This window comes from Natrialba sp. SSL1 (assembly GCF_001861355.1).
Taxonomy (GTDB): Archaea; Halobacteriota; Halobacteria; order Halobacteriales; family Natrialbaceae; genus Natrialba.
Genome location: NZ_MASN01000001.1, coordinates 157,976 through 179,690, shown reverse-complemented (window position 1 = coordinate 179,690; position 21,715 = coordinate 157,976). Strand labels below are relative to the sequence as shown.

The 21,715-nt window shown below is 63.2% G+C and carries 18 protein-coding genes; 13 read left to right on the top strand and 5 right to left on the bottom strand.

The genetic code is table 11. The annotated features are described in order from the left end of the window. Positions 1 to 52 precede the first annotated feature (52 nt). From priS to BBD46_RS00890, 5 genes are all read left to right on the top strand, one after another. Positions 53 to 1,228 (top strand): DNA primase small subunit PriS, encoded by a 1,176-nt coding sequence (priS, locus tag BBD46_RS00910; RefSeq protein ID WP_071399890.1) that lies wholly within the window; start codon positions 53 to 55, stop codon positions 1,226 to 1,228. Beyond that, complete coding sequence (locus BBD46_RS00905) at positions 1,225 to 2,274, top strand: hypothetical protein (protein WP_071399889.1); 1,050 nt, start codon at positions 1,225 to 1,227, stop codon at positions 2,272 to 2,274. Before priS ends, BBD46_RS00905 begins: the two co-directional genes overlap by 4 nt. Before the next feature lie 131 nt (positions 2,275 to 2,405). Beyond that, positions 2,406 to 2,876, top strand: a complete 471-nt coding sequence (gene bcp, locus BBD46_RS00900) for a thioredoxin-dependent thiol peroxidase (protein ID WP_071399888.1) — start codon at positions 2,406 to 2,408, stop codon at positions 2,874 to 2,876. Between the two features lie 79 nt (positions 2,877 to 2,955). After that, the gene (locus tag BBD46_RS00895; RefSeq protein ID WP_071399887.1) at positions 2,956 to 3,642 is read left to right on the top strand and encodes a bacterio-opsin activator domain-containing protein; all 687 of its coding nucleotides are present in this window, start codon (positions 2,956 to 2,958) and stop codon (positions 3,640 to 3,642) included. Between the two features lie 58 nt (positions 3,643 to 3,700). After that, on the top strand, positions 3,701 to 4,048 hold the full coding sequence (locus BBD46_RS00890) for a DUF7344 domain-containing protein (protein WP_071399886.1): 348 nt from the start codon (positions 3,701 to 3,703) through the stop codon (positions 4,046 to 4,048). Between the two features lie 156 nt (positions 4,049 to 4,204). Here BBD46_RS00890 and BBD46_RS00885 read toward each other — a convergent pair whose 3' ends face one another. Both BBD46_RS00885 and BBD46_RS00880 read right to left on the bottom strand, forming a co-directional pair. Next, the gene (locus tag BBD46_RS00885) at positions 4,205 to 6,469 is read right to left on the bottom strand and encodes a CDC48 family AAA ATPase (protein ID WP_071399885.1); all 2,265 of its coding nucleotides are present in this window, start codon (positions 6,467 to 6,469) and stop codon (positions 4,205 to 4,207) included. Next, on the bottom strand, positions 6,466 to 6,714 hold the full coding sequence (locus tag BBD46_RS00880) for a DUF7127 family protein (protein ID WP_071399884.1): 249 nt from the start codon (positions 6,712 to 6,714) through the stop codon (positions 6,466 to 6,468). The genes BBD46_RS00885 and BBD46_RS00880 overlap by 4 nt, the downstream gene beginning before the upstream one ends. Before the next feature lie 199 nt (positions 6,715 to 6,913). Between BBD46_RS00880 and BBD46_RS00875 the strand changes: the two genes are divergently transcribed. The 8 genes from BBD46_RS00875 (at position 6,914) to gcvPB (ending at position 18,319) form a co-directional block, all read left to right on the top strand. Then, positions 6,914 to 7,786, top strand: coding sequence for a TatD family hydrolase (locus BBD46_RS00875; protein WP_071399883.1), 873 nt, complete (start codon positions 6,914 to 6,916; stop codon positions 7,784 to 7,786). 73 nt (positions 7,787 to 7,859) lie between these two features. Then, positions 7,860 to 8,438, top strand: coding sequence for a DUF2150 family protein (locus tag BBD46_RS00870; protein WP_071399882.1), 579 nt, complete (start codon positions 7,860 to 7,862; stop codon positions 8,436 to 8,438). A 207-nt stretch (positions 8,439 to 8,645) separates the two neighbouring features. After that, a complete protein-coding gene (hmgB, locus tag BBD46_RS00865; protein ID WP_071399881.1) occupies positions 8,646 to 9,983 on the top strand; it encodes a hydroxymethylglutaryl-CoA synthase in 1,338 nt (445 codons plus the stop codon). 274 nt (positions 9,984 to 10,257) lie between these two features. Next, positions 10,258 to 11,139: a sulfite exporter TauE/SafE family protein gene (locus tag BBD46_RS00860; RefSeq protein ID WP_071399880.1), complete on the top strand. Its 882-nt coding sequence runs from the start codon at positions 10,258 to 10,260 to the stop codon at positions 11,137 to 11,139. A 37-nt stretch (positions 11,140 to 11,176) separates the two neighbouring features. Continuing rightward, entirely contained in the window at positions 11,177 to 13,792 is a 2,616-nt protein-coding gene (locus BBD46_RS00855) for a heavy metal translocating P-type ATPase (protein ID WP_071399879.1), read from the top strand. Between the two features lie 110 nt (positions 13,793 to 13,902). After that, a complete protein-coding gene (locus BBD46_RS00850; RefSeq protein ID WP_071399878.1) occupies positions 13,903 to 15,216 on the top strand; it encodes an AI-2E family transporter in 1,314 nt (437 codons plus the stop codon). A 242-nt stretch (positions 15,217 to 15,458) separates the two neighbouring features. Next, complete coding sequence (gene gcvPA, locus BBD46_RS00845) at positions 15,459 to 16,802, top strand: aminomethyl-transferring glycine dehydrogenase subunit GcvPA (RefSeq protein WP_071399877.1); 1,344 nt, start codon at positions 15,459 to 15,461, stop codon at positions 16,800 to 16,802. Next, complete coding sequence (gene gcvPB, locus BBD46_RS00840) at positions 16,799 to 18,319, top strand: aminomethyl-transferring glycine dehydrogenase subunit GcvPB (protein WP_071399876.1); 1,521 nt, start codon at positions 16,799 to 16,801, stop codon at positions 18,317 to 18,319. Before gcvPA ends, gcvPB begins: the two co-directional genes overlap by 4 nt. A 207-nt stretch (positions 18,320 to 18,526) precedes the next feature. On the opposite strand, the gene BBD46_RS00835 is transcribed toward gcvPB, so the two are convergent. From BBD46_RS00835 to BBD46_RS00825, 3 genes are all read right to left on the bottom strand, one after another. Further along, positions 18,527 to 19,750, bottom strand: coding sequence for a hypothetical protein (locus BBD46_RS00835; protein WP_071399875.1), 1,224 nt, complete (start codon positions 19,748 to 19,750; stop codon positions 18,527 to 18,529). A 344-nt stretch (positions 19,751 to 20,094) separates the two neighbouring features. Further along, positions 20,095 to 20,409, bottom strand: a complete 315-nt coding sequence (locus BBD46_RS00830) for a hypothetical protein (RefSeq protein WP_139173451.1) — start codon at positions 20,407 to 20,409, stop codon at positions 20,095 to 20,097. Between the two features lie 428 nt (positions 20,410 to 20,837). Further along, complete coding sequence (locus BBD46_RS00825) at positions 20,838 to 21,623, bottom strand: helix-turn-helix transcriptional regulator (protein ID WP_071399873.1); 786 nt, start codon at positions 21,621 to 21,623, stop codon at positions 20,838 to 20,840. Positions 21,624 to 21,715 lie beyond the last annotated feature (92 nt).

Below are 21,715 nucleotides of genomic sequence, written 5' to 3'. Positions count from 1 at the left end.
ACAGTCCAAGACAATACAATTATACCCGCGCCACGACGAGTAGCGCAAGCGCATGGAGGAGCGAACGAGGGCCTATCTTCGGGGGAGATTTCGGGATTACTACCGACGGACGGAGCTAACACCGCCGCCCGCCGCGAACGAGCGCGAGTGGGGATTCATCCCCTGGACGGAGGGGCCTGGGACGACGATGGTCCGTCACCGGTCACTGCTCGAGCTTGGCGACCTCTCGGAGTTTCTCGTCCGCAAGCGCCCGCGACACGTCTACTTCTCGGCGGGCCGCTTTCGGGATCCGAGCGCGAGTTCGATGAAGGCGAAAGACTGGCAGTCTGCCGACCTCGTCTTCGACCTCGACGCGGATCACCTGCCCAGCGTCACGCTCGGCGAGGACTCCTACGCCGAGATGCTCGCCAAGTGTAAGGACGCCCTCTTTCGACTGCTTGATTTCCTCGAGAACGACTTCGGCTTCGAAGAACTCGAAATCGTCTTCTCGGGCGGACGAGGCTATCACGTCCACGTCCGCGACGACAACGTTCGCCACCTCGACAGAGAACACCGTCGCGAAATCGTCGACTACGTCCGCGGCATCGGTCTCGATTTCGACACCCTGATCGAAACCGAAACCGTCGCTGGACTCGGCCGAAAGACGCCGACCGAGCGCCGCACCCTCCGCATCGAAGGCGGCTGGGGGAAACGAACCCACGAACACTTCATGGCCTTCGTCGACGACCTGCTCGCACTCGAGGACGAGGCCGCACTCGAGTCCCTCCAGGAGTTCGATGGGATCGGCGAGGGGAAGGCAAAGGCGACGCTGAACGCCGCGCGGAACAACCGCGAACAGCTCGAAGCGGGGAACGTCACGGTCCACACCGCGGTCGCACAGCTCGCAGAGCGATTCGCGTCGACGGCCGTTGAGGAGGACAACGCCCCCATCGACGAACCGGTGACGACGGACACGAACCGGCTGATCCGCCTGCCGGGAACGCTCCACGGCGGCAGCGGACTGAAGACGGTCCGCCTCGAACGCGACGAACTCGAAGAGTTCGATCCGCTGGTCGATGCCGTCCCCGAGACGTTCGAGGGCCAGGAGATCGCGGTCGACGTGACCGACGGCGGCGAGGTCGAACTCGGAGGAGATAGCTTTACGGTCTCGGAGGGTGACCAGTCATTACCAGAGTACGTTGCCGTCTTTCTGATGGCACGCGGGCGCGCTGAGAAGGAGAAAGAATGAATCTGAACGAACTCCGCTCGGTCCAGAGCAAGGAGCGAAAGAAGGACAGCCTCCAGAATCTTCGCCCCTCGTTCTACCAGGAGGTCGGCGAGTATATCGCCGAACTCGAGGACGAGCGAGAACGTGCGGCCGACCGCGCAGACGACCCCTTCTCCTCGCCCGAAGTGGGGCGGTTGACGGACGAGATCGAGACCGCCAAGGACGTCGTCGAGGCGATTTACGAGCGCCGAATGGGCAAACTCGTCAAGCAGGCGAGTCTCGCCGCCGCGGGGATGGCGGCCAACGACGAGGGGTTGACCGCCGAGGAGGCGGACCTGTTCGACGACCTCGTCGAGCGCATCGGGTCGAACAAGAGCCGCGTGCTCGATGTGCTCGAAGGTGTCGAGGGCGATGCGGACGAGCGATCGAGGATCGACACCTCGTCGGACGATCCCACCTCCGACTCGCTGACAGCGTCCGCCGCCGACCAGAATCCACGTTCCGATTCCAGGAGACAGGCCGGAGACGAAACACCACCGCACGAAACCGATCCTGCGCCGGAGCCGCCGTCACCCGAACCTGGGGCTTCGGCCGAACCCGAACCCGAACCGCCGACACCACCGGTAGAATCGCCGTCTGAGGCGGCTGAAGCGGACGGGGTGGAGGCTGACGCGACAGAGACAGACAGCGTCTCTCCTGCAGACGTGATGGGCGGCGCAGACTCGTTGAGCAACGCAGATTCGCTCGGCGACGACGACGGCGACGCTCCGTCCGCAGGTGCGCCCGCAGACCCACCCGAGCCGCCAGCCGACTCGAGTACCCCGCCGGCTCTCGGCTCGGAAGCGACTGACGAGGGAGCCGGAGCCGAGACGGGCGGTTCCGACCCCGACGGGAACACGGAGACACCCGCCGTCGACCGCGTCACCGTCAAAATCACCGAAGACGTCGGCAATATCCTCGGTGTCGACGACCGCGAATACACCCTCGCCAGCGACGATGTCGTGACGTTGCCCGAGGCCAATGCGACACCGCTCGTCGAGCGCGAGGCGGCAGAGCAACTCGAGTAGCAGTCTGTTCTGTTCGCAACTCTATCGGTCTGTTTTGTGGGGAGCGGTTGCTGTGAGCCGCACACTGGACTTCGCGGCCGCCACGCTCCCGGAACCACAACACTGACGACCGCAGTCACGAACTCACACCCATGCTCGACGTTGGCGACGATGCACCCGCGTTCGAACTGTCGAATCAACACGGCGACACCGTTCGACTGTCCGATTTCGACGGCCAACAGCTCGTAATCTACTTCTATCCGCGGGCGAACACAGATGGCTGTACGACCGAAGCCTGCCAGTTCGACGACGCGCTGGCGGCGTTCGAGGACGCCAACACGGCAGTCGTCGGGATCAGCGACGACCCGGTGTCGGACCTCGACTCCTTCGCGGCCGAGTACGACCTCTCGTTCGACCTGCTCTCGGACGAGGACGGCGCGATCGCGACGCAATACGACTCCTACGGCGAAAAACAGATGTTCGGCAACACCTTCGACGGCGTCTTCCGCAACACGTACGTCGTCGGTCCCGACGGAACCATCAAGGCCGTCTACGAGAACGTCAGCCCGGACGGGCACGCCGAGCGTGTACTCGAGTCACTCGAGGGCGAGGAGTCGGCCTGACAGGTCGGTTGTCGGACCGGTAGCCGGTTGTGAAGATCCAGCCACAACCTTATCGACGCTGAGAACCCAGATCCCAGGCATGAGCGTGATGGGAGAGTTCACAATCAACTCTGCGGACTTTGCGTTACACGAGACGTTGTCGGCCGCGCCGGAGATGGTAGTCGAGATCGAACGCCTCGTCGCGACGACCCAGGAGCGATTGATGCCGTACTTCTGGGTGACGGGCGACGATCAGGAGGCGTTCGAGGAAGCGTTCACGACGGATCCGTCGATAACAAACGCGACGCGGGTGAGTGAGATCGACGACACCGTCCTCTACAGGGCCGAGTGGACGGACAACATCGAGGCGATCATCTACGCGTACGTCGAAATCGGTGCGACGATTCTCGAGGCGACGGGAACCAACGAGCACTGGAGTCTGAAGATGCGCTTCGATGACGAGGAAACCGTCGCCGAATTCCACGAGTTCTGTCTCGAGCGCGATGTCGAGTTCGAACTCGACCGACTCTACGAGCAGTCCCAGCCGATGGCGAGTTCGCAGTACGGACTCACACCGACTCAGCGAGAGACGCTGGTGACGGCCTACGAGGAGGGACTGTTCGACGTACCACAGCAGATCACGATGACCGAACTCGCGAGGTCGCTGGGGATCACCCAGCAGGCGCTCTCGGAGCGCCTGCATCACGCACACAAGAACCTCATCGGACACGTACTGACGGTCGGACAGGTCGGCGAGGGTGACGAGGCCGACTCGTTTAGCACATAAGCAGCCGATATATACAACCAAGTCGCTCTTTTTGACAGCTCAAGTACTAGCCGCTGTCATGGGCGAGCAACGAACAGATCACGTGGACGCCGATCAGGTCTTCGGAGCACTCGCAGACCAGCGGTGTCGACACGTGCTCCGGTGTCTCGACGAGCACGAGACGCCGATCGAACTCGCCGAACTCGCCGACGCCGTCGCCAGCCGAACGTACGACGATCCCGTCGCAGAAATCCCAGACCGTGCCGTCGAACAGACCTACATCGCGCTCTATCACAACCACGTCCCGAAATTAGCAGATTCCGGACTCATCACCTACGATCGGGGTCGGGAACTGGTCGACACGTCAGTCCCGTTCGAGCCAGTCGCTGAATCGGTACTCGAGGAGACGGCGTCGGAACTCGAGTAGCCAGTCACACGTCGATTCTGACGTGGGTTGTGCTGTGCCCACGGCTCGACACCGTTTTGTGGCGTATTCCTCCCTAGAGCGTCCTAACAGCCGTCGAAACGGCCATATCGACACCGGAAAACGGGACGCAAAAGAATCAACCCGCAGAGAACGCGCTTACTGGAACGTCCGACCGAGCTGGTCTTGTTCCTGTCCCGGCTCTGCCTGCCGGAACTGCTGTTCGATCTCTTCGTAGCGCTCGCGCGTCTCCGGGGTCACGCTCGGCTGGACCTCCTCGAGTGCGTGCTCGAAGTGCTCCTTGCCGATGCGGACGTTGCCGATCGTATCGTCGATATCGTCCGGATCGACCGAGTTGATGAACTCGCGGCTGGCTGCCATCGACGCCTCGCGACAGACCGCTTCGATATCGGCACCGACGTAGCCCTCCGTCTGTTCGGCGAGCCACTCGAGTTCGATCGCATCGGCCAGCGGCTTGTCGCGGGTGTGGACCTCGAAGATGCGCTCGCGCGCTTCCTCGTCCGGCACCGGCACGTGGACGTGGCGGTCCAGTCGACCCGGACGCAGGAGTGCCGAGTCGATCAGGTCCGGGCGGTTGGTCGTCGCGATGACGACGACGTCCTCGAGTTCCTCGAGGCCGTCGAGTTCGGTCAGCAGTTGGGAGACGACGCGTTCGCCGACGCCGGAGTCACCCTGGCGCTGGCCGCGTTCGCCCGCGATGGAGTCGATTTCGTCGAAGAAGATCACGGTCGGTGCGTTCGACCGTGCCTTCTCGAAGATTTCGCGGACGCCCTTCTCGGACTCGCCGACGTACTTGTTCAGCAGTTCGGGGCCCTTGATCGAGATGAAGTTCGACTGGGCCTCGTTGGCGACGGCCTTGGCGAGCAGCGTCTTGCCGGTACCGGGTGGGCCGTACATCAGCACACCCTTCGCGGCCTGCATGTCCATCTGCTCGAAGACCTCGGGGTAGTCGAGCGGCCACTGGATGGTCTCGCGCAGGCGCTCTTTGGTGTCGCCGAGGCCGCCGACGTCGTTCCAGGTGACGTCTGGAACTTCGACGAAGACCTCGCGCATCGCCGAGGGTTGGATTCCCTTGAGCGCCTCCTTGAGGTCACTCTCCGTGACCTGCAGCGTCTCCAAGACTTCGGCGTCGATCTCCTCGGATTCCAAGTCGAGGTCGGGACGGATGCGCCGCAGGGCGTTCATCGCGCCCTCACGGGCAAGCGATTCCAGGTCGGCGCCGACGAAGCCGTGGGTGTTCTCGGCGTAGCGGTCGAGGTCGATGTCCTCCTCGAGGGGCATCCCGCGGGTGTGGACCTGCAGGATCTCCTTGCGGCCGTCCTTGTCCGGGACGCCGATCTCGATCTCGCGGTCGAAGCGGCCGCCGCGGCGGAGTGCGGGGTCGATGTCGTCGACCCGATTCGTCGCGGCGATGACGGTGACGCGGCCGCGCTCCTCGAGACCGTCCATCAGGGAGAGCAGCTGTGCGACGACGCGTCGTTCGACGTCGCCGCCGGCTTCCTCGCGTTTGGCGGCGATTGAGTCGAGTTCGTCGATGAAGACGATGGCGGGTGCGTTCTCCTCTGCCTCCTCGAAGACCTCGCGGAGTTGTTCTTCGGACTCGCCGTAGTACTTCGACATGATCTCCGGCCCGGAGATGGTCTGGAAGTCGGCGTCGATCTCGTTGGCGACCGCTTTCGCCATCAGCGTCTTGCCGGTGCCCGGCGGGCCGTGTAGCAGGACGCCCTTCGGCGGCTCAATCCCGAGCTGCTGGAACAGCTCTGGGTGGCGCATCGGCAGTTCGATCATCTCGCGGACCTGGTCGAGTTCGTCGTCCAGACCGCCGATGTCCTCGTAGGTGACGTTCGGGACGCCCTCGGCACTCGGCTCGCCGCCGGCACCGACCTGTTCGGCCGGCGTCTCCGAGATGTTGATGTCGGTCGAATCGGTGATGACGACCGTTCCAGACGGCGAGGTGCTCGCAATCTTCAGGGGGACCGACTGGCCGGAGCTGGCCATCGGCCCGAACGAGAGCGAGAACGGGACTGTCTGCCCCTCAGTGACGGCCTGTCCGGACAGTTTGTCGCGAACGAGTGGCCCGATATCACCTCGGATACGGAGGTTCTGCGGGAGCGCGACGGTGACCGAGGTCGCGGGGCTGACGTCCGCGGGCTCGACCGAGACCCGGTCGTCGATTCCGACGTCTGCCTCCTGGCGGAGACGGCCGTCGATACGGACGATTCCCCGGCCCTCGTCCTCGGGGTAGCCAGGCCAGACGCGGGCGACGGCCTGGCTGTCGTCGCTTCCCTCGATCAGGATGTAATCGCCGTTTTCGAGGTCCAGTTCGCGCATCGACACGCGGTCGATGGCGGCCAGTCCGCGGCCTGCGTCCTTCTGTTTGAGTGGTTTGACGGTAAGCTTCATCGGTCGCCCTCCACTTCGATAGTGAGCACCCCGTTTTTGATAAACGTATGCGCGTCGTCTGCACCGTCGGGCAGTTCAATTTCGTACTGCGTCCCGTCGAGAACGGCGATAACCGTTTCGTCGACGACGTCGACCGCACTATCGGCGATGGCAGCGCCGAAGTCGACGACGAGGACGAGTTTGTCGCCGTACTCGTACCGACGGGCAACCTGCTCTTCGTCGTTGGTGAATTGCTCGAGAGTCATTCGTAACTAACCCAACGTAATCGCCACTACTATAAAAATCTTTCTCCAGATAATCCGGGTACGGGGTGCCGATACGACGAAAGACCGTTGTTCGTAGTTCACATTAATTCCAGCACGAACATGTGATGTAGATTACTCGGCCCGCGGAGCGCGACCAGGAGTCGGTGACTTTTCCCGAATCGCGCACCCACCAGCGACTATGATCGACGACGAGACGCCGGTTCTCGACAACCACCTGCACCTCGATCCGGACGCCCACCGCGGACTCGACGCGGTCCGCGATTTCGCGCGCGTCGGTGGCACGCACCTACTCGTGGTGAACAAGCCCTCCTGGCATCTAGGCGTCGAGGCCGACACCGGCGAGGACTTTCGCCCCGTCTTCGAGCGCACCATCGAAATCGTCGCCGACGCGTCGGCCGAACTGCCGGGCCGCGCCTGGCCCGTTCTCGGTGTCCATCCTGGACTCATCTCTCGACTCGTCGACGACCGAGGCTACAGCCCTGACGAGGCGCGCGAGATCATGCAGGGCGGGATCGACGTCGCCGCCGAGTTCGTCGAACGCGGGGAGGCGCTCGCGCTCAAATCCGGTCGTCCCCACTACGACGTATCCGAGGCCGTCTGGGAGGCCTCGAACGCCGTCATGTGCCACGCCTTCGACCACGGCGGGAGCCTCGACTGTGCAGTCCAGCTTCACACCGAAGCGAGCGAGGACCTGACCGAGGTCGCCGAGTGGGCCGAAGACCGCGGCCTTCCTGCGCACAAGGTCGTCAAACACTACGCCGCGGGCCGGCTCGAGGGGCCGACGCCCAGCGTCATGAGCGACAAGGACCGTCTCGAGCGCGCGGCCGACCGCGCCGTCGAGCACGACGCCCCGTTCCTGATGGAAACCGACTACGTCGACGACCCCGACCGGCCGGGAGCCGTGCTGGGACCGAAAACGGTCCCCCGCCGCGTTCGATGGCTACTCGAGAACGATCGTGCCGACGCGGTCCGAACGGCCCACGTTGAAACCCCCGAGCTCGTCTACGGAATCGACACCGAAGGGACGCTCGAGGGCGCTCCCGGCCAGTAAGGCGGCTTTTGGTTCTGTCGTGACGGCGTACAAGTAGAGAAAGGCATTTCAAGCGGCCGGTGTAGGTGTCTGTATGAGCAATCCCCCGACCGAGTACTACTCGGAGGAACGATGGCAGAACTGGATCGATCGCATCAAAGACGAAGAGATCGATCCCGAAGACGAATCGTCGGCCCGTCTCCTGTTGAACCTGCAGGACGACACGGCGATCGCCATCGCGAAAATCGTTGCCGCCTACGACGACGGGGACATCGACGACGAGACCGCACTCGAGGAGATCGCAGACGTGCGCGAGATCGTCCTCGGTGAGGTCGACATCGAAGACGAGGAGAAGCTGATTCTGGTCGACGGCGTCCAGACGAGCCTCGTCTGCGTCTTCTTCGCCGCGGAGGAGTACATCGCGAACGGGCCCGCCGAGGACGGCACAGTTGGTGACTACCTGAGCGCCGCCGCAGACGCAGAAGCCGAGGAGGATCTCGACGCCGCGCTCGGCTACGCCGCACAGGCTGGGACGCTCATCATCGACGAGGACGAACTCGATATGACCGTCGCGGAGGATCTCGAGTACGGTCTGGTCACGGAGTGGATCAACGGTCTCGACAGCCTCCAGAGTGCGATGAGCGATCCGGAAGTCGTCGAAGAAGACGGATAACGACGATATCGACGAGCGGACTGTTTTAACGCCAGACCTCGAACGGATACTGGCGAGTACAGTTTGTCTGGCTTGCCGAGTGTGGCTGTCGTGATGTGATGACTGGCTATGAACCCACGGATCGACGTCAGAAACGTCGTCGAATATTCGTCGACTGTCGAAACCTCGAACGACAATACCATATAGGTCGCTGCATAGTATTCCGGTATGACAGCAGTCGGTATCGACGCCATCGAGATCTGGACCGGGAACCTCAAACTCGACCTTCCCGGGACGTTCGCGCCGCAGAAGGGCGAAGACCCCGAAAAGTACACGAAAGGGCTCGGTCTCAACGCGAGTTCGTTCCCCGACAGCTACGAGGACATCGTCACGATGGGCGCGAACGCGGCCCACCGCCTGATGGAGCGCAAGGGCCTCGAACCCGACGATATCGGCCGTATCGACGTCGCAACCGAGAGCTCCTTCGACAACTCGAAGCCGGTTTCGACGTACGTCGCTGGCTGCCTCGAATCGGTGTACGACGGCGACTTCCACCACGCGAACAAGGGCGAGCGCAAGTTCGCCTGTATCGCAGGCACGCAGAGCCTGGACGACGCGTACAACTGGATCCGTGCAGGTCGCAACCGCGGTCGCGGCGCACTCGTCATCGCGACCGACACCGCACTCTACGCCCGCGGCGACGCCGGCGAGGCGACCCAGGGCGCGGGCGCAGTCGCGATGTACATCGACGAGGATCCCGACCTGATCGAACTCTCCGCCAAGCAGGGCTACGGTTCGGCCGACGAAACCGACTTCCTCAAGCCCAACCAGCAGTTCCCATCCGTCGACGGCAAGCGCTCCGTGCAGGTCTACCTCGCACGCATGCGCGAAGCCCTGGAGGACTACGAGAGCGTCGCGGGCGACGTTCATCCCGACGATTTCGTGTTCGCGCCGTTCCACACCCCGTTCCCGGGCATGGTCCGCAAGGCAGCGATGCTCGCGTATCGCCACGTCACGCGTGATACGGCGGTCGAAGAGGAACTCGCCGAGGAGATCGGACCCCAGCCCCGCAGAGAGGCGTTCGACGACGAGGACGCGTTCCGCGATGCCGTTCGCGAGTACATGGACGCGCTCAAGACAACCGACCGGTACCAGGAGTGGTACGCCCAGACGGTTGACCCTACGCTGGCGCTCTCGCGCGAGGTCGGCAACTGGTACACCGGCTCGGTCCACATCGCCCGCGCAAGCGCGCTCAAGTCCGCACTCGAGTCCGGTCGCGATCTGACCGGCGAAACACTGCTGGTCGGCTCCTACGGCAGCGGTGCACAGGCGGAAATTCACGCCGAGACGGTTCAGGACGGCTGGGAAGCAGAGATCGAGGCGCTGAACGTCGACGAGCAACTCGAGGCGCGCTACGATATGGACTGGGCGGACTACGAGGAGATTCACGACGCTCACAACCACGAGATGGACGTCGACATCGAGGAGTTCACGACGCCCGACGAAGAGTTCGTTTTCGACGGCTGGGGCCGGATGGGCGAGCGCAAGTACCGATACGTCGAGTAGTCGGAGCCAAGCGCTGGTTTTCGTTGCGGTGTTTCACGGGTCCCTCTCGTTGCTGGTCGGCGCGAGACGAGTAGGGTGTTCATTGCACTCGAGTTATTTCTCCAGCGACGCCCACCGAGTCAGTGACACCGTCCAGTACCTGACTGGTCTATCCGTCGAATTCCGAACTCGTTCGGCCTGTATCCGGCACGAGAGCCGCGTTGAGCGCATCGAAGGCGAAACGCACTACCCGGTGGGGTGACTAGGGGCAGCCAACGACTGCGCACTGATCCGCATGGACCCACTCTCGCTCCTCGGCATCGACGTCGTCCTGTTCTTCGTCATCGGTCTGTTAGCTGGTGCCCACTGCATCGGGATGTGTGGGCCGCTCGTGACGATTTACGCGAGCCGGATGACCGGCGACAGTGACACCGGGACCAACGGAAACGGAAACGGCGGTTCCGACCCCGTCCGAACCGACGGCAGCGGTGCCACAGCAACCACACGCTCTCGGTCCGGTCACCTCACCACCTACGAAGTCCGCCAGCACGCACTGTTCAACCTCGGGCGCACCGCCAGCTACACCCTCCTCGGCGCAGCCTTCGGCACACTCGGCGGCCTCCTGTTCGTCACCGCCGAGCAACTGACGCCGGCACTCGAGTTCACCCGCGGAACGCTCGGGTTGCTCATCGGTGCATTCGTCATGGTGACGGGTGTCTACTACGTGCTCGGGAAGACGGCAAGCGGTGGGATTCACCTGCCGGGACTCGAGCGCGTGACGGGCTGGTTGACGACGTACGTCGATCGGCTCGCGAACGGACCGGGTATCGTCGGACTCGGCGCGTTGCACGGCCTCTTACCCTGCCCGATTCTCTATCCGGCATTTCTGTACGCCTTTGCAACCGGGTCCCCGACCGGCGGGGCGCTCGCGCTCGTCGCACTCGGGCTCGGGACGGTACCGGCGGTCTTTGCGTACGGGACGATCATCGATTCCATCGACGTAGCACACCGCCGTCGGGTGCACCAGCTACTCGGGGTTGCGTTCGTCGTCCTTGGCTACGTCCTGTTCGCCCACGGGCTGATGAGCCTGGGGATTCACGTTCCACACCCCGAACTACCGTTCTACGACGGGATCGACGCACCTGGTGTCGAGTCGGGTGGCCACGGACAGCACTGAGCACCGCACACTGAGCGCTGACCACGATCACTGACCAATGACAGAGACAAACGACGGAAACGCAGACCCGAACCGCATGGCGGACAGCGAGGGCGGCTGTACGCTCTGTGAGCTGCCGGTCGAGGGCAGCGGCGTCGTCGACGACGGCAACGCGTTCTGCTGTGTCGGCTGTCGAGATGTCTACGACGCGCTCGGTGACGTCGAGGATGTCGACGCGGCAGATGTCCGCGACGCGCGGACGGCGTCCGACGCGACACAACCGAGCGAGGACACCCGAGAGGTCCCGTCAGGCCACGAAACCACCTTCCTCGAGGTCGACGGCATGTACTGTGCGACCTGCGAGGCGTTCATCGAGTCCGTCGCCTCGAACACCGAGGGGGTCAGCCACGCCAGCTCGAGTTACGTGACGGATACGGCCCGCATCGACCACGATCCGGAGACGGTGTCGGTCGAGACGCTCAAGGAGGAGATCAGCAAGCTCGGCTACAGCGCCTACGACCGCGAGGACGCCATCAGTCGCCGCCGCGCCGACAACTGGGAGATGGGCCGCGTGGCCGTCGGCGTCATGATGGGGATGATGGTGATGTTGCAGTACATCGTCATCATCTATCCGACCTACTTCGGCGGGTTGTTCTACGACGAGCGGACGACTGAGTTTCTCACCGAGGCACTCGCAAGCGAACTCGCGACACCGTTTTACATCGGCATCGCTGCGCTGACGACGATCATCCTGCTGATCACCGGGAAGCCGATCCTGCAGGGTGCCTACGTGGCGATCAAGACCCGGTCACCGAATATGGACCTCCTCGTCTCGATCGCAGCTATCAGTGCCTACCTCTACAGTACGCTCTCGATCATTGTCGGTGATCCAGAACTGTACTACGACGTGACCGTCGCCATCATCGTCATCGTCACCGTCGGCGGCTACTACGAGTCGACGCTCAAACGCAAGGCGATGGACCGCCTCTCCGATCTGACTGCGGTGCAGGTCGACGAGGCCCGCCGGGTCTACACCAGTGGAGACAGCGATACGAGCACTGCCAGCGACAGTGGCACCGCCAGCGACAGCAGCACCGTCACCAACGGCGAAAACACTGACACCACCAGCAACGGCGAGACGACCGTCCCCGTCGACGAACTCGAGACCGGTGATCACGTCCTCGTCCGGACTGGCGAACGGATCCCCATCGACGGCACCGTCGTCGGCGGCCAGGCCGCAGTCGACGAAGCCGTCGTCACCGGCGAATCCCTGCCCGTGACGAAAGAGTCGGGTGACGAGGTCGTTGGCGGCTCCATCGTCTCCGACGGCTCCCTCACCGTTGCGGTCGGCGAGGACGCCACGAGCACCCTCGACCGGATCAGCGAACTCGTCTGGGACCTCCAGAGTGGTACCCACGGCATCCAGAAGCTTGCCGACAAACTGGCGACGATTTTCGTCCCGCTCGTGCTTGTACTCGCACTCGTTGTGACCAGCATCTACCTCCTCCTCGGTGCCAGCATCGCCGACGCCCTGCTCGTCGGCCTCACCGTCCTGATCGTCTCCTGCCCGTGCGCGCTCGGCCTCGCAACCCCCCTCGCCGTCGCCGCCGGCATTCGGGACGCACTCGAGCGCTCCATCGTCGTCTTCGATGACAGCGTCTTCGAGCGCATTCGGAACGCCGATACCGTCGTCTTCGACAAGACCGGCACGCTGACCACCGGCGACATGACCGTCGTCGACACCGACCTCGATGACGAGTTACTCGAGCAGGCGGCGGTACTCGAGAGTCGGTCTGCACATCCGGTCGGGGAGGCGATTGCGGCGGCGACGCCCGTGTCGAGGGTAGCGGACGGCGGAACGGTTGCATCGTCGGATGACGAACTGGCTGTAGCCGACGGAGAGGCGACCGAAGAGGGTCGCGAAACTGGAGACGACCAAATCGACTCGTTCGAGTCCCACCGAAACGGCGTCTCTGGCGTCGTCGACGGCGACGAACTCATCGTCGGACACCCGGATCTGTTCCGTGACCGGGGCTGGACTGTGCCCGACGAACTCGACGAGCGAATTACGGACGCGCGCGAAACCGGGCGCGTTCCGGTCGCCGTCGGCCGCAACGGCGCTGCGGACGGCCTGATCGTCGTCGGCGACGACCTCCGAGAGGGCTGGGACGAGACGCTCACGGCGATTTCGGAATCCGGGACGGATATCGTCGTTCTGACCGGTGACGACCGCCGCGCGGCCGCGCAGTTCCGCGAGCACGACGCCGTCAATCAGGTGTTCGCCGGCGTCCCACCCGAGGGGAAAGCCGAAACCGTCGACCGGCTGAAGCGGACCGGCCGAACGGTGATGATCGGCGACGGGACGAACGACGCGCCGGCGCTTGCCAGTGCGGATCTCGGCGTCGCGCTCGGGGGCGGAACGGCGATGGCCGCCGACGCGGCCGATGTGGCGCTCGTCGACGACGACCTCTCGTCGGTCGACACCGTCTTCGAACTCGCGCGGGCGACGGACCGCCGCGTGAAGGGGAATATCGGCTGGGCGTTCTGTTACAACGCGATCGCGATCCCGCTCGCGGTGACGGGACTCCTGAACCCGCTGTTCGCCGCCATCGCGATGGGGGCAAGCAGCCTGCTCGTCGTTACGAACTCCTCGCGACCGTTGCTCTCCGAGTGAATTGCAGCGATCGGCGGCCGTCGATCGAAGTTGCCTCCCGTTTCTTGCGTCACGGGTCGCACGTCATATCACCAAAATAATGAATCATGAGCGCAAAGGGAGTCAATACCATGGCCGATCGTCTTCCGACCGGCGGCTGGTATGCAAAACGGCCCGGACTGACCGTTCTCGCTGCCGTCGCCACGTTACTCGGACTCCTCATCGTCTTGCCGTATCTCCAGTACGTGCTGCTCGGCGTCGTTCTCGCGTACATTCTGCGTCCTGTACAGCGGTGGCTCGAGCGCTACACTGGCTCGCTCGTCGCCGCGCTCACGCTCGTCGCCGTCGCGATTCTCGCGATCCTGCTCCCGCTCACCTACGTTCTCATCGTCGCGTTCCGCGAGGCGCTCCAAGTCATCACCGCCATCCAGAACGGTCAACTCGATATCGAAGCGATCGAGTCCCAGATCGAGGCAACGGGCTACTCGGTCGACGTCGTCGAGTTCTACCAGACCTACCAGGAACCGATCGCAACGGGGCTGCAGGGGCTCGCAATGAGCGCCCTCGAGATCGCCGGCGGAATTCCCGGCATCTTGATCGGCCTGACGGTGACGTTGTTCGTCCTGTTCGCACTGTTGCGAGATGGGGGCGAGTTCGTCGAATGGCTCATGCGCGTGTTGCCGGTCGAGGACGAACTGGTGTCGGAACTCGTCACGGAACTCGACCAACTCATGTGGGCGTCGGTCGTCGGGAACGTCGCCGTCGCCGCGATTCAGGCGGTTCTGCTCGGTATCGGCCTCGCCCTGCTCGGGGTTCCCACCGTCGTGTTGCTCTCGGTCGTGACGTTCATCTTCGCGCTGTTGCCGCTGATCGGTGCGTTCGGCGTCTGGGTGCCGGTCTCGCTGTACCTGCTCGCCACGGGACAGTTCGTCACGGCAGGCATCCTCGTCGTCTACGGCTCGATCGTCAGCGCTTCGGACACCTACATCCGACCCGCGCTCATCGGCCGAACGAGCGCGTTCAACTCCGCGATCATCGTCGTCGGTATCTTCGGCGGACTGGTCGTCTTCGGCGCGGTCGGGCTGTTCATCGGCCCGGTCGTCCTCGGCGGCGCGAAGATCACGCTCGACCTGTTCGCCCGCGAGCGCGCGGCAGGGGTGGAGCCGGTCACCGGTGCCGGACGGCCGGGCAAGGACGAGGCAGTGCAGACGGTCGGTGCCGGCGTCGGAACCGATAGACACGGCGGCGGCGATAACAGAGACGGTCCTGAGAGCGACGGCGACCACGAGACTCGGGATACAGATGAGAGCGACGCCAACACGGACGAAACGAGCGACACGGACCAAACGGGCGACGCAAGCGAACCGAACGAAGCGAGGGAACCGAACAACACCCAAACAGACGGCAGCGCCGCCGATGACGACTCGGACTCGAGTCCCCAGTAACGCCACCGTCCAACTCGACACCAAATGACGGTTGCGCTCACCGGAACGGGTGCGTTCATTATCCCCTAGCTGCAACAGACAGCTATCGTGTCTCGAACGGCAGTTCGCGGTTCCGAGAGCGGGACGAGGTGGGCGCTGGGTCACACCGGCCACACGGGCGAATCCGGATACCAGGACAGTACCAGTACCAGCAGCCAGTACCAACAGTACAACCACCCAGTACAATCACGCAGTGAGGCGGTATGAACGAGTCTGATACACACACGACGGGGAGTCCCTACGCTCCCCACACGGACGATGGACGCACAGCAATGCTCGATGCGATCGGGGTCGACTCCGTCGACGAACTCTTTGACATTCCCGAGGACGTTCGGTTCACCGACGAGTTCGGGATCGACGCACGGTCCGAGCGCGAGACGCGCCGGCTCGTGCGCTCGGTGCTCGACCGGAACGCGGATCTGACGGAACTGCTCGGGCGAGGCCACTACGGCTACTACATCCCCTCGCTCGTCGACCACCTCGCGGATCGGTCCGAATTTCTTACGTCCTACACGCAGTACCAGCCCGAAGTCTCCCAGGGCTTCCTGCAGGCGCTGTTCGAGTACCAGTCGCTGCTGGTCGAACTAACTGGCCTCGAGATTGCCAACTGTTCGATGTACGACGCCGCGACGGCACTCGGCGAAGCCGCGACCCTTGCAGAGCGCGTCCGTTCGACGAGCGGCCACCGCGTGCTCGTCCCCGACCTCCTGCGCGAGGGGCGACGAAGCACGCTCGAAAACTACGTCGCCGGCACCGACCTCACCGTCGAGTCGTACTCGACCGACGACGGCACCGTCGACGTGGACGCACTCGAGTCCACGGTCGACGACGACGTGGTCATGGTCTACGCGGAGAACCCGACCGTCCGCGGGACGATCGAGGAGCAACTCGAGTCGATCGGCGAGGTCGCAGACGGTGCCGACGCGCTGTTCGTCCTCGGTTCGGACCCGGTCGCACTCTCGCTGCTCCAGCGACCCGCAGACGTGGGTGCGGACGTCGTCATCGGCGACGCGAGCGTGCTCGGTCTGCCGACGAGCTACGGGATGGGGCTCGGCCTCTTTGCTTGTAGCGAAGAATTCTTGCGCCAAGTGCCCGGCCGACTGGTCGGCGTGAGCGAGGACGCGACCGACCGGCGGGCGTTCACCCTCACGCTGCAGACCCGCGAACAGCACATTCGCCGCGAGCGCGCGACGAGTAACATCTGTACGAATCAGGCCTGGGTTGCGCTTCGAACCGCGATGCACGCGGCCTCTCTCGGACCGAACGGGATGGTCGACCTCGCAAAGCGCGGCGTCACCCGCGCCGAGGAACTCGCAAAGCGACTCGACGACCTCGTCGGCGTGCAGGCACCGGTCCACGACCGTCATCACATCCGCGAGTTCGTCGCACACGTCGACCAGCCCGCGCCGGCGATCGCCGAAGATCTCGAGAAGCGCGGCTTCGCGGTCCACGTCGTCGGCGAGCACGAGATTCAGGTCTGTGTTGCCGGCGTCCCCGACGACGACCTCGACGACTTCGTTGCGGCGATGACGGAGGTGGTTCGATGAGCGACGATCAGACACCGACCGACCCAACGACGGACGCCAGCCAGGTCCGCTACGACCAGGCTCGCTACGTCAACGACGGCCAGTACGAACCGCTGCTCTCCGAGAAGGACCAGACCAATGTCGACATCAGTGGCGACAACAACGATGACGGCGACGGTGACAGCGGCTCGCCACTCCCTGACAACCTCACGCGAGACGAACTCGAGTTGCCCGAACTCTCAGAACCCGAACTCGCCCGCCACTACACGCGCCTCTCGCAGATGATCTACGGGATCGACAGCGGTCCCTACCCGCTTGGCTCGTGTACGATGAAGTACAACCCCAAGTTCACCGAGGACGTGGCAGCGCTGCCCTCGGCTGCGGTCCACCCCGACCGCTCGGAGGAGTCGCTCCAGGGGACACTCGAGTTGCTGTACCGGCTGCAGGACTACCTCGGCCGAATCGGTGGCATGGACGCCGTTACGCTCCAGCCCCCCGCAGGCGCAGCAGGTGAGTTCGTCGGCATCCGCGTCGCCGCGGCCTACCACGAGCACAACGGCGAAGGCCACCGCGACGAGGTCATCATCCCCGAGAGCGCCCACGGGACGAACTTCGCGACCGCCGCACTCGGCGGCTACGACGTCGTCTCCCTGCCGAGCGACGAAGACGGGCGCGTCGACCTCGAGGCACTCGAGGCCGCCCTCTCCGAGAACACGGCAGCGCTGATGCTCACGAACCCCAACACGCTCGGCCTGTTCGAGCGCGATATCGAGAAAATCGCCGACATGGTCCACGACGTCGGCGGCCTCCTCTACTACGACGGCGCGAACCTGAACGCGCTGCTCGGCCGTGCGCGACCGGGCGATATGGGCTTCGACGTAATGCACTACAACGTCCACAAGACGTTCGCGACGCCACACGGCGGCGGCGGTCCCGGCGCGGGACCCGTCGGTGTCGTAGATAAACTCGAGCCGTTCCTGCCTGCGCCTCGCGTTCGTGAGGCCGCTGCGGAGACGAATTCCGGGGAGCCCACCTACGAACTGTTCGACCCCGACCACACCATCGGCAAGGTCCACGGCTTCCAGGGCAACTGGCTCGTCCTCGTGAAGGCGTTCGCCTACATCGCCCGCCTCGGCGACGCCGGGCTGTCGGACGCGAGCGCCAAGGCCGTGCTCAACGCGAACTACCTCGCGAGTCAGATCGAGTACGACGTTCCCTACGGGCCGTTCCACCACGAATTCGTCGCCAGCGCGGGCGAGCAGGACGCAGCCGACGTCGCAAAGCGGATGCTCGATTACGGCGTCCACCCGCCGACGACGAAGTGGCCCGAAATCGTCCCCGAGGCGCTGATGACCGAGCCAACGGAGATCGAGAGCAAGGATACGCTCGATCGTCTCGCGGCGGCGTTCAACGCCGTTGCCGAGGAAAATGACGAGCTACTCGAGGACGCCCCCGAGCGGACGACGGCGCGTCGGATCGACCAGACCAGCGCGGCGCGGAATCCGCGGCTATCCTGGCACGAAATCGACGAGTCGTAGGGACGTGTGAGCGTTTCGGCGGGAACGATCGCTACCACAGCGGGATGAGACGCGAGCGGGCGAGCGAGCCGATTCCGAAATCGATCTCGCAGTCGGGGTTGGAGATGTCGGCCACCGGCGGTCCTGTCGTATCTGCGCCGGCGAAAAACGAGTCCCGGGAAAGACCGGGTGAAAACGGGTGTCAGCGGACAGTTCCGAAACGAGCGATCAGTACCCAACAGTTGTGATCATGTAGGTGTCGAGGTAGTCGCCGACCTCGAGCGTTCGCGTTCCGCCCCACGTATTGTGCGTATCGAGGTAGAGATTCGTCCCGATGATCTGTGAATCCTCTTCATACGCGACGATCGTTTCTGTGTGTCCGATCGGTTCGTCCCAATCGTGTGGTTGGACACCCTCTTGGCCGTCTTCTTTGTCACCCATCGTACTCACGAGCGGCGGGTTGTCGCTGTCGACAGCAGCGGTCGCGACCGTCGGCCGATGGATGTAGTGATTTTCTGCAGGCATCCCGCTGTGAGCCGTGATGCCCGACGGAATAAATTGTGGCATCGTGAGCCCGTCCGAATCAGTCATCATTTCGTCGTTCAGCCCGTCGATGAGATCGGTTCGGTTGGGACTGGTCAGGTGATACCCGACCGCCATCGCTGCGGCGATCGGCGAACAGCCGGGCCAGTCGCTGTAGCCGGTGTCAGTCCAGTTGGGAACAGACCCGGAAACGCTCCCGCTATCTTCGGGTGCGGGTTCGAGAGACCCGACGTCGCTACTCGAGGGAGACTCGCCGAGATCGTCCCATCCGTCGGCATAGGCGTTATCAGGATCCGCCTCTATCCGGGGCGTTGCTGCGAGATCCTGGGCGAACCCGCGCTCGAGGTCGACGAATTTCGCGTCACTCTCTCTGTCCCCATCTCGCGTGGAGGCCTCGATACCAAACGAGAGAGGGCCCTGGAACAGCAACGTGTCTTCGAACGACAGCGAACTCGGTGCGGACGACGTGATCGTGTCCAGATGAACGTGGGGGGCCGGTTCCGTTCCGTACTCCACGACCGGGGGCATCCACTCCTGGGCCCCGATCGTGATGTGTCCGACGTGCGTTCCATCGGTCGTAACCGGGAACACGTACACGGTTGGGAGAACCGCTTCGTCCGTGTCGTCGCCAGTGAGCGAGTAGTACAACTCGGGGGATTGGACCGTACCGGTACTGAACTCCTCGTACGCTTCTCGAGCGCTACTCGTCTCCACTTTCGCCCTCGCAATGCGGGTTGCTTCACGAGCCGAGATGTCCGGTTCGTCTTTGACAGAACTGGCGACGACAGAGCCGGATGCGAGGCCACTACCGGCTGCTGCAACGAGAGCGCCGCCGATACTCTTCAGGGTTCCGCGCCGGTTCAGCGTCACTGTGCGTTTTTCGTCAGTATTTCGGGTATTGCGTTCCATCGTGAAACGTAACCAAAAGACATTGCCAACAGTATTATCTTATGTGCTGACGTGAATACCAGCGCGTGAAGTGTACCGAATTGGGTGAGCGAGCGATCACTCACTGCAGCCTTTCGCACAGCGTGACAGCGGTAGGGATACGGTGACGTTCGAAGCTCGGACCGATAACCCAAGAGCTGTTGGGCTGTCGATTCCACTGAGACTCGCTTCGGTCGCTCGGACAGGCCTCGATCACCGGACTGGAGACGATCACGAACGCAGACGAACGCAGGTTCTGTCTGAATCGGTCCGCCGTCTATCCGGTCAATCGCGCGACGCACAGAACAGCGGGACTCGAAACGGGATCAGTTAGCGAGCGAGACTTCCGAGTCGAACTCGCGATCTTCTGTAACAATGATTCGCACCTCCGCGTCATCACTTCCCTGGCAGCTCATTCCGTCCAGTCGATCGATGATTTCGGCGTGGTCGAGTGTAAACTCCGTCTCGTCCAGTTCGACGTGGACCGTGTACTCTCCCGAACTCGAGATCCACGGGCCGTTCATCGGTTTCTCGTCGTCATCCTGTTCGCTTCCTGAAGCCGCGAAGTCGTACGTCTGATCGTGAACGTGATCGTCGTCCTCGGTGACCGTCACGTGGAGCGTCGCCGGTTCGTCGGACAAGTTGGTTCCGCGAAGCCGTCGAAAACGAAGGTGGTTCCGGGTCGAGTGCAACCGCGAGTACTCTAGCCAGTTCACTGTACTAACTCCAAGTGCGCCGGTACCGAGGGCACCGACGAGACCGGTGAAGAACGACCGACGACTAATATTGGGGACCATTCATAACGATACAACATATACAGATCCTTAATAGTATGCAACACACCGATGGTGAAATGGCACGGTGAAACCAGACATCCGACAGTGTGCTCCGGGCGGCGCGGACGCCCGCCGGCCACTGCGCCGTCCACCCACAGGGGACGGATGAGGGAAGGGAGGAAAGGAGTGGAAAAGAGAGAAGAGGAGAGAATAGCGGTGAAACGGGAGAGGAAAGCCATCACGGTTCGAACCGTTCTACTCGAGCTGTCGGCAGGAAGGTAAGAGCCAGTGAGTTACTGACGGGCCTGTGGCTCAGCGGTGGACGGCGCGTCGTCCGTTAGGTGCTCGTACTGTATGGTTGCCCACTCGACCGCGGCGTCCGTATCGTTGACGAGCACACCGCCTACGCCTCGCTCGGTGAAGACGATGATTCCGGCTTCCATCGAATCGGCGATCCAGAGACCGAACGTAAAGGGGACGGACGACCGGGAGAGTGTCACGTTCGAGTCGTTCCGCAGTTTGTCCGTAAGCGCCGGGAACGAGAGCTGCAACCGTTCGAACAGCGTCGCCGGAACGAAGATTTCGACGTCGCCCTCCGTGCCAGTGGTCACGCTTTCACAAACCGGTTCGACGAACCCGGTGACGATGGTTGGGATCGCGATCCGCGCGGTTGTTGCCTGTTCGAGCGAGTCGATGAAGGTCTGCATAACCGCATCAGGCATCGACGAATCCGATTCGTAGACGTCGGCCCCGTCGATGAATTCATACGTGATCGGGCACTCGTTCGAAAGCGGTTCGAGAATTGACGATGCGCTGGTGAGCGTGCGTAACTGGTCGTGGTACGCCGTCCGAGCGCGATAGCAGTACTGTCCGAACAACGTCGCCTGCCAGACGCCATCCGTGTATTCGATGAACGAAGCAGCAGCGAGTTCTCGGATTGCACGGTCCAACGTCGACCGCGAAAAATCGAATTCCTGTTCTAACCGATCCTTCGGCCGGGGCTGTTCGACAATCGCTTCGAGGACGGCAGACCGAGTATCGAGCACCGTACTGGTCTCTTCGCTAAGTGGACAGGTCATACAACAACATTAAAATAGATTACCTTAACTCGTTTCCAAAATTACACCGACACTTATTGATAGAAAATTTCATCGCCGAATTCAAGTGTGGG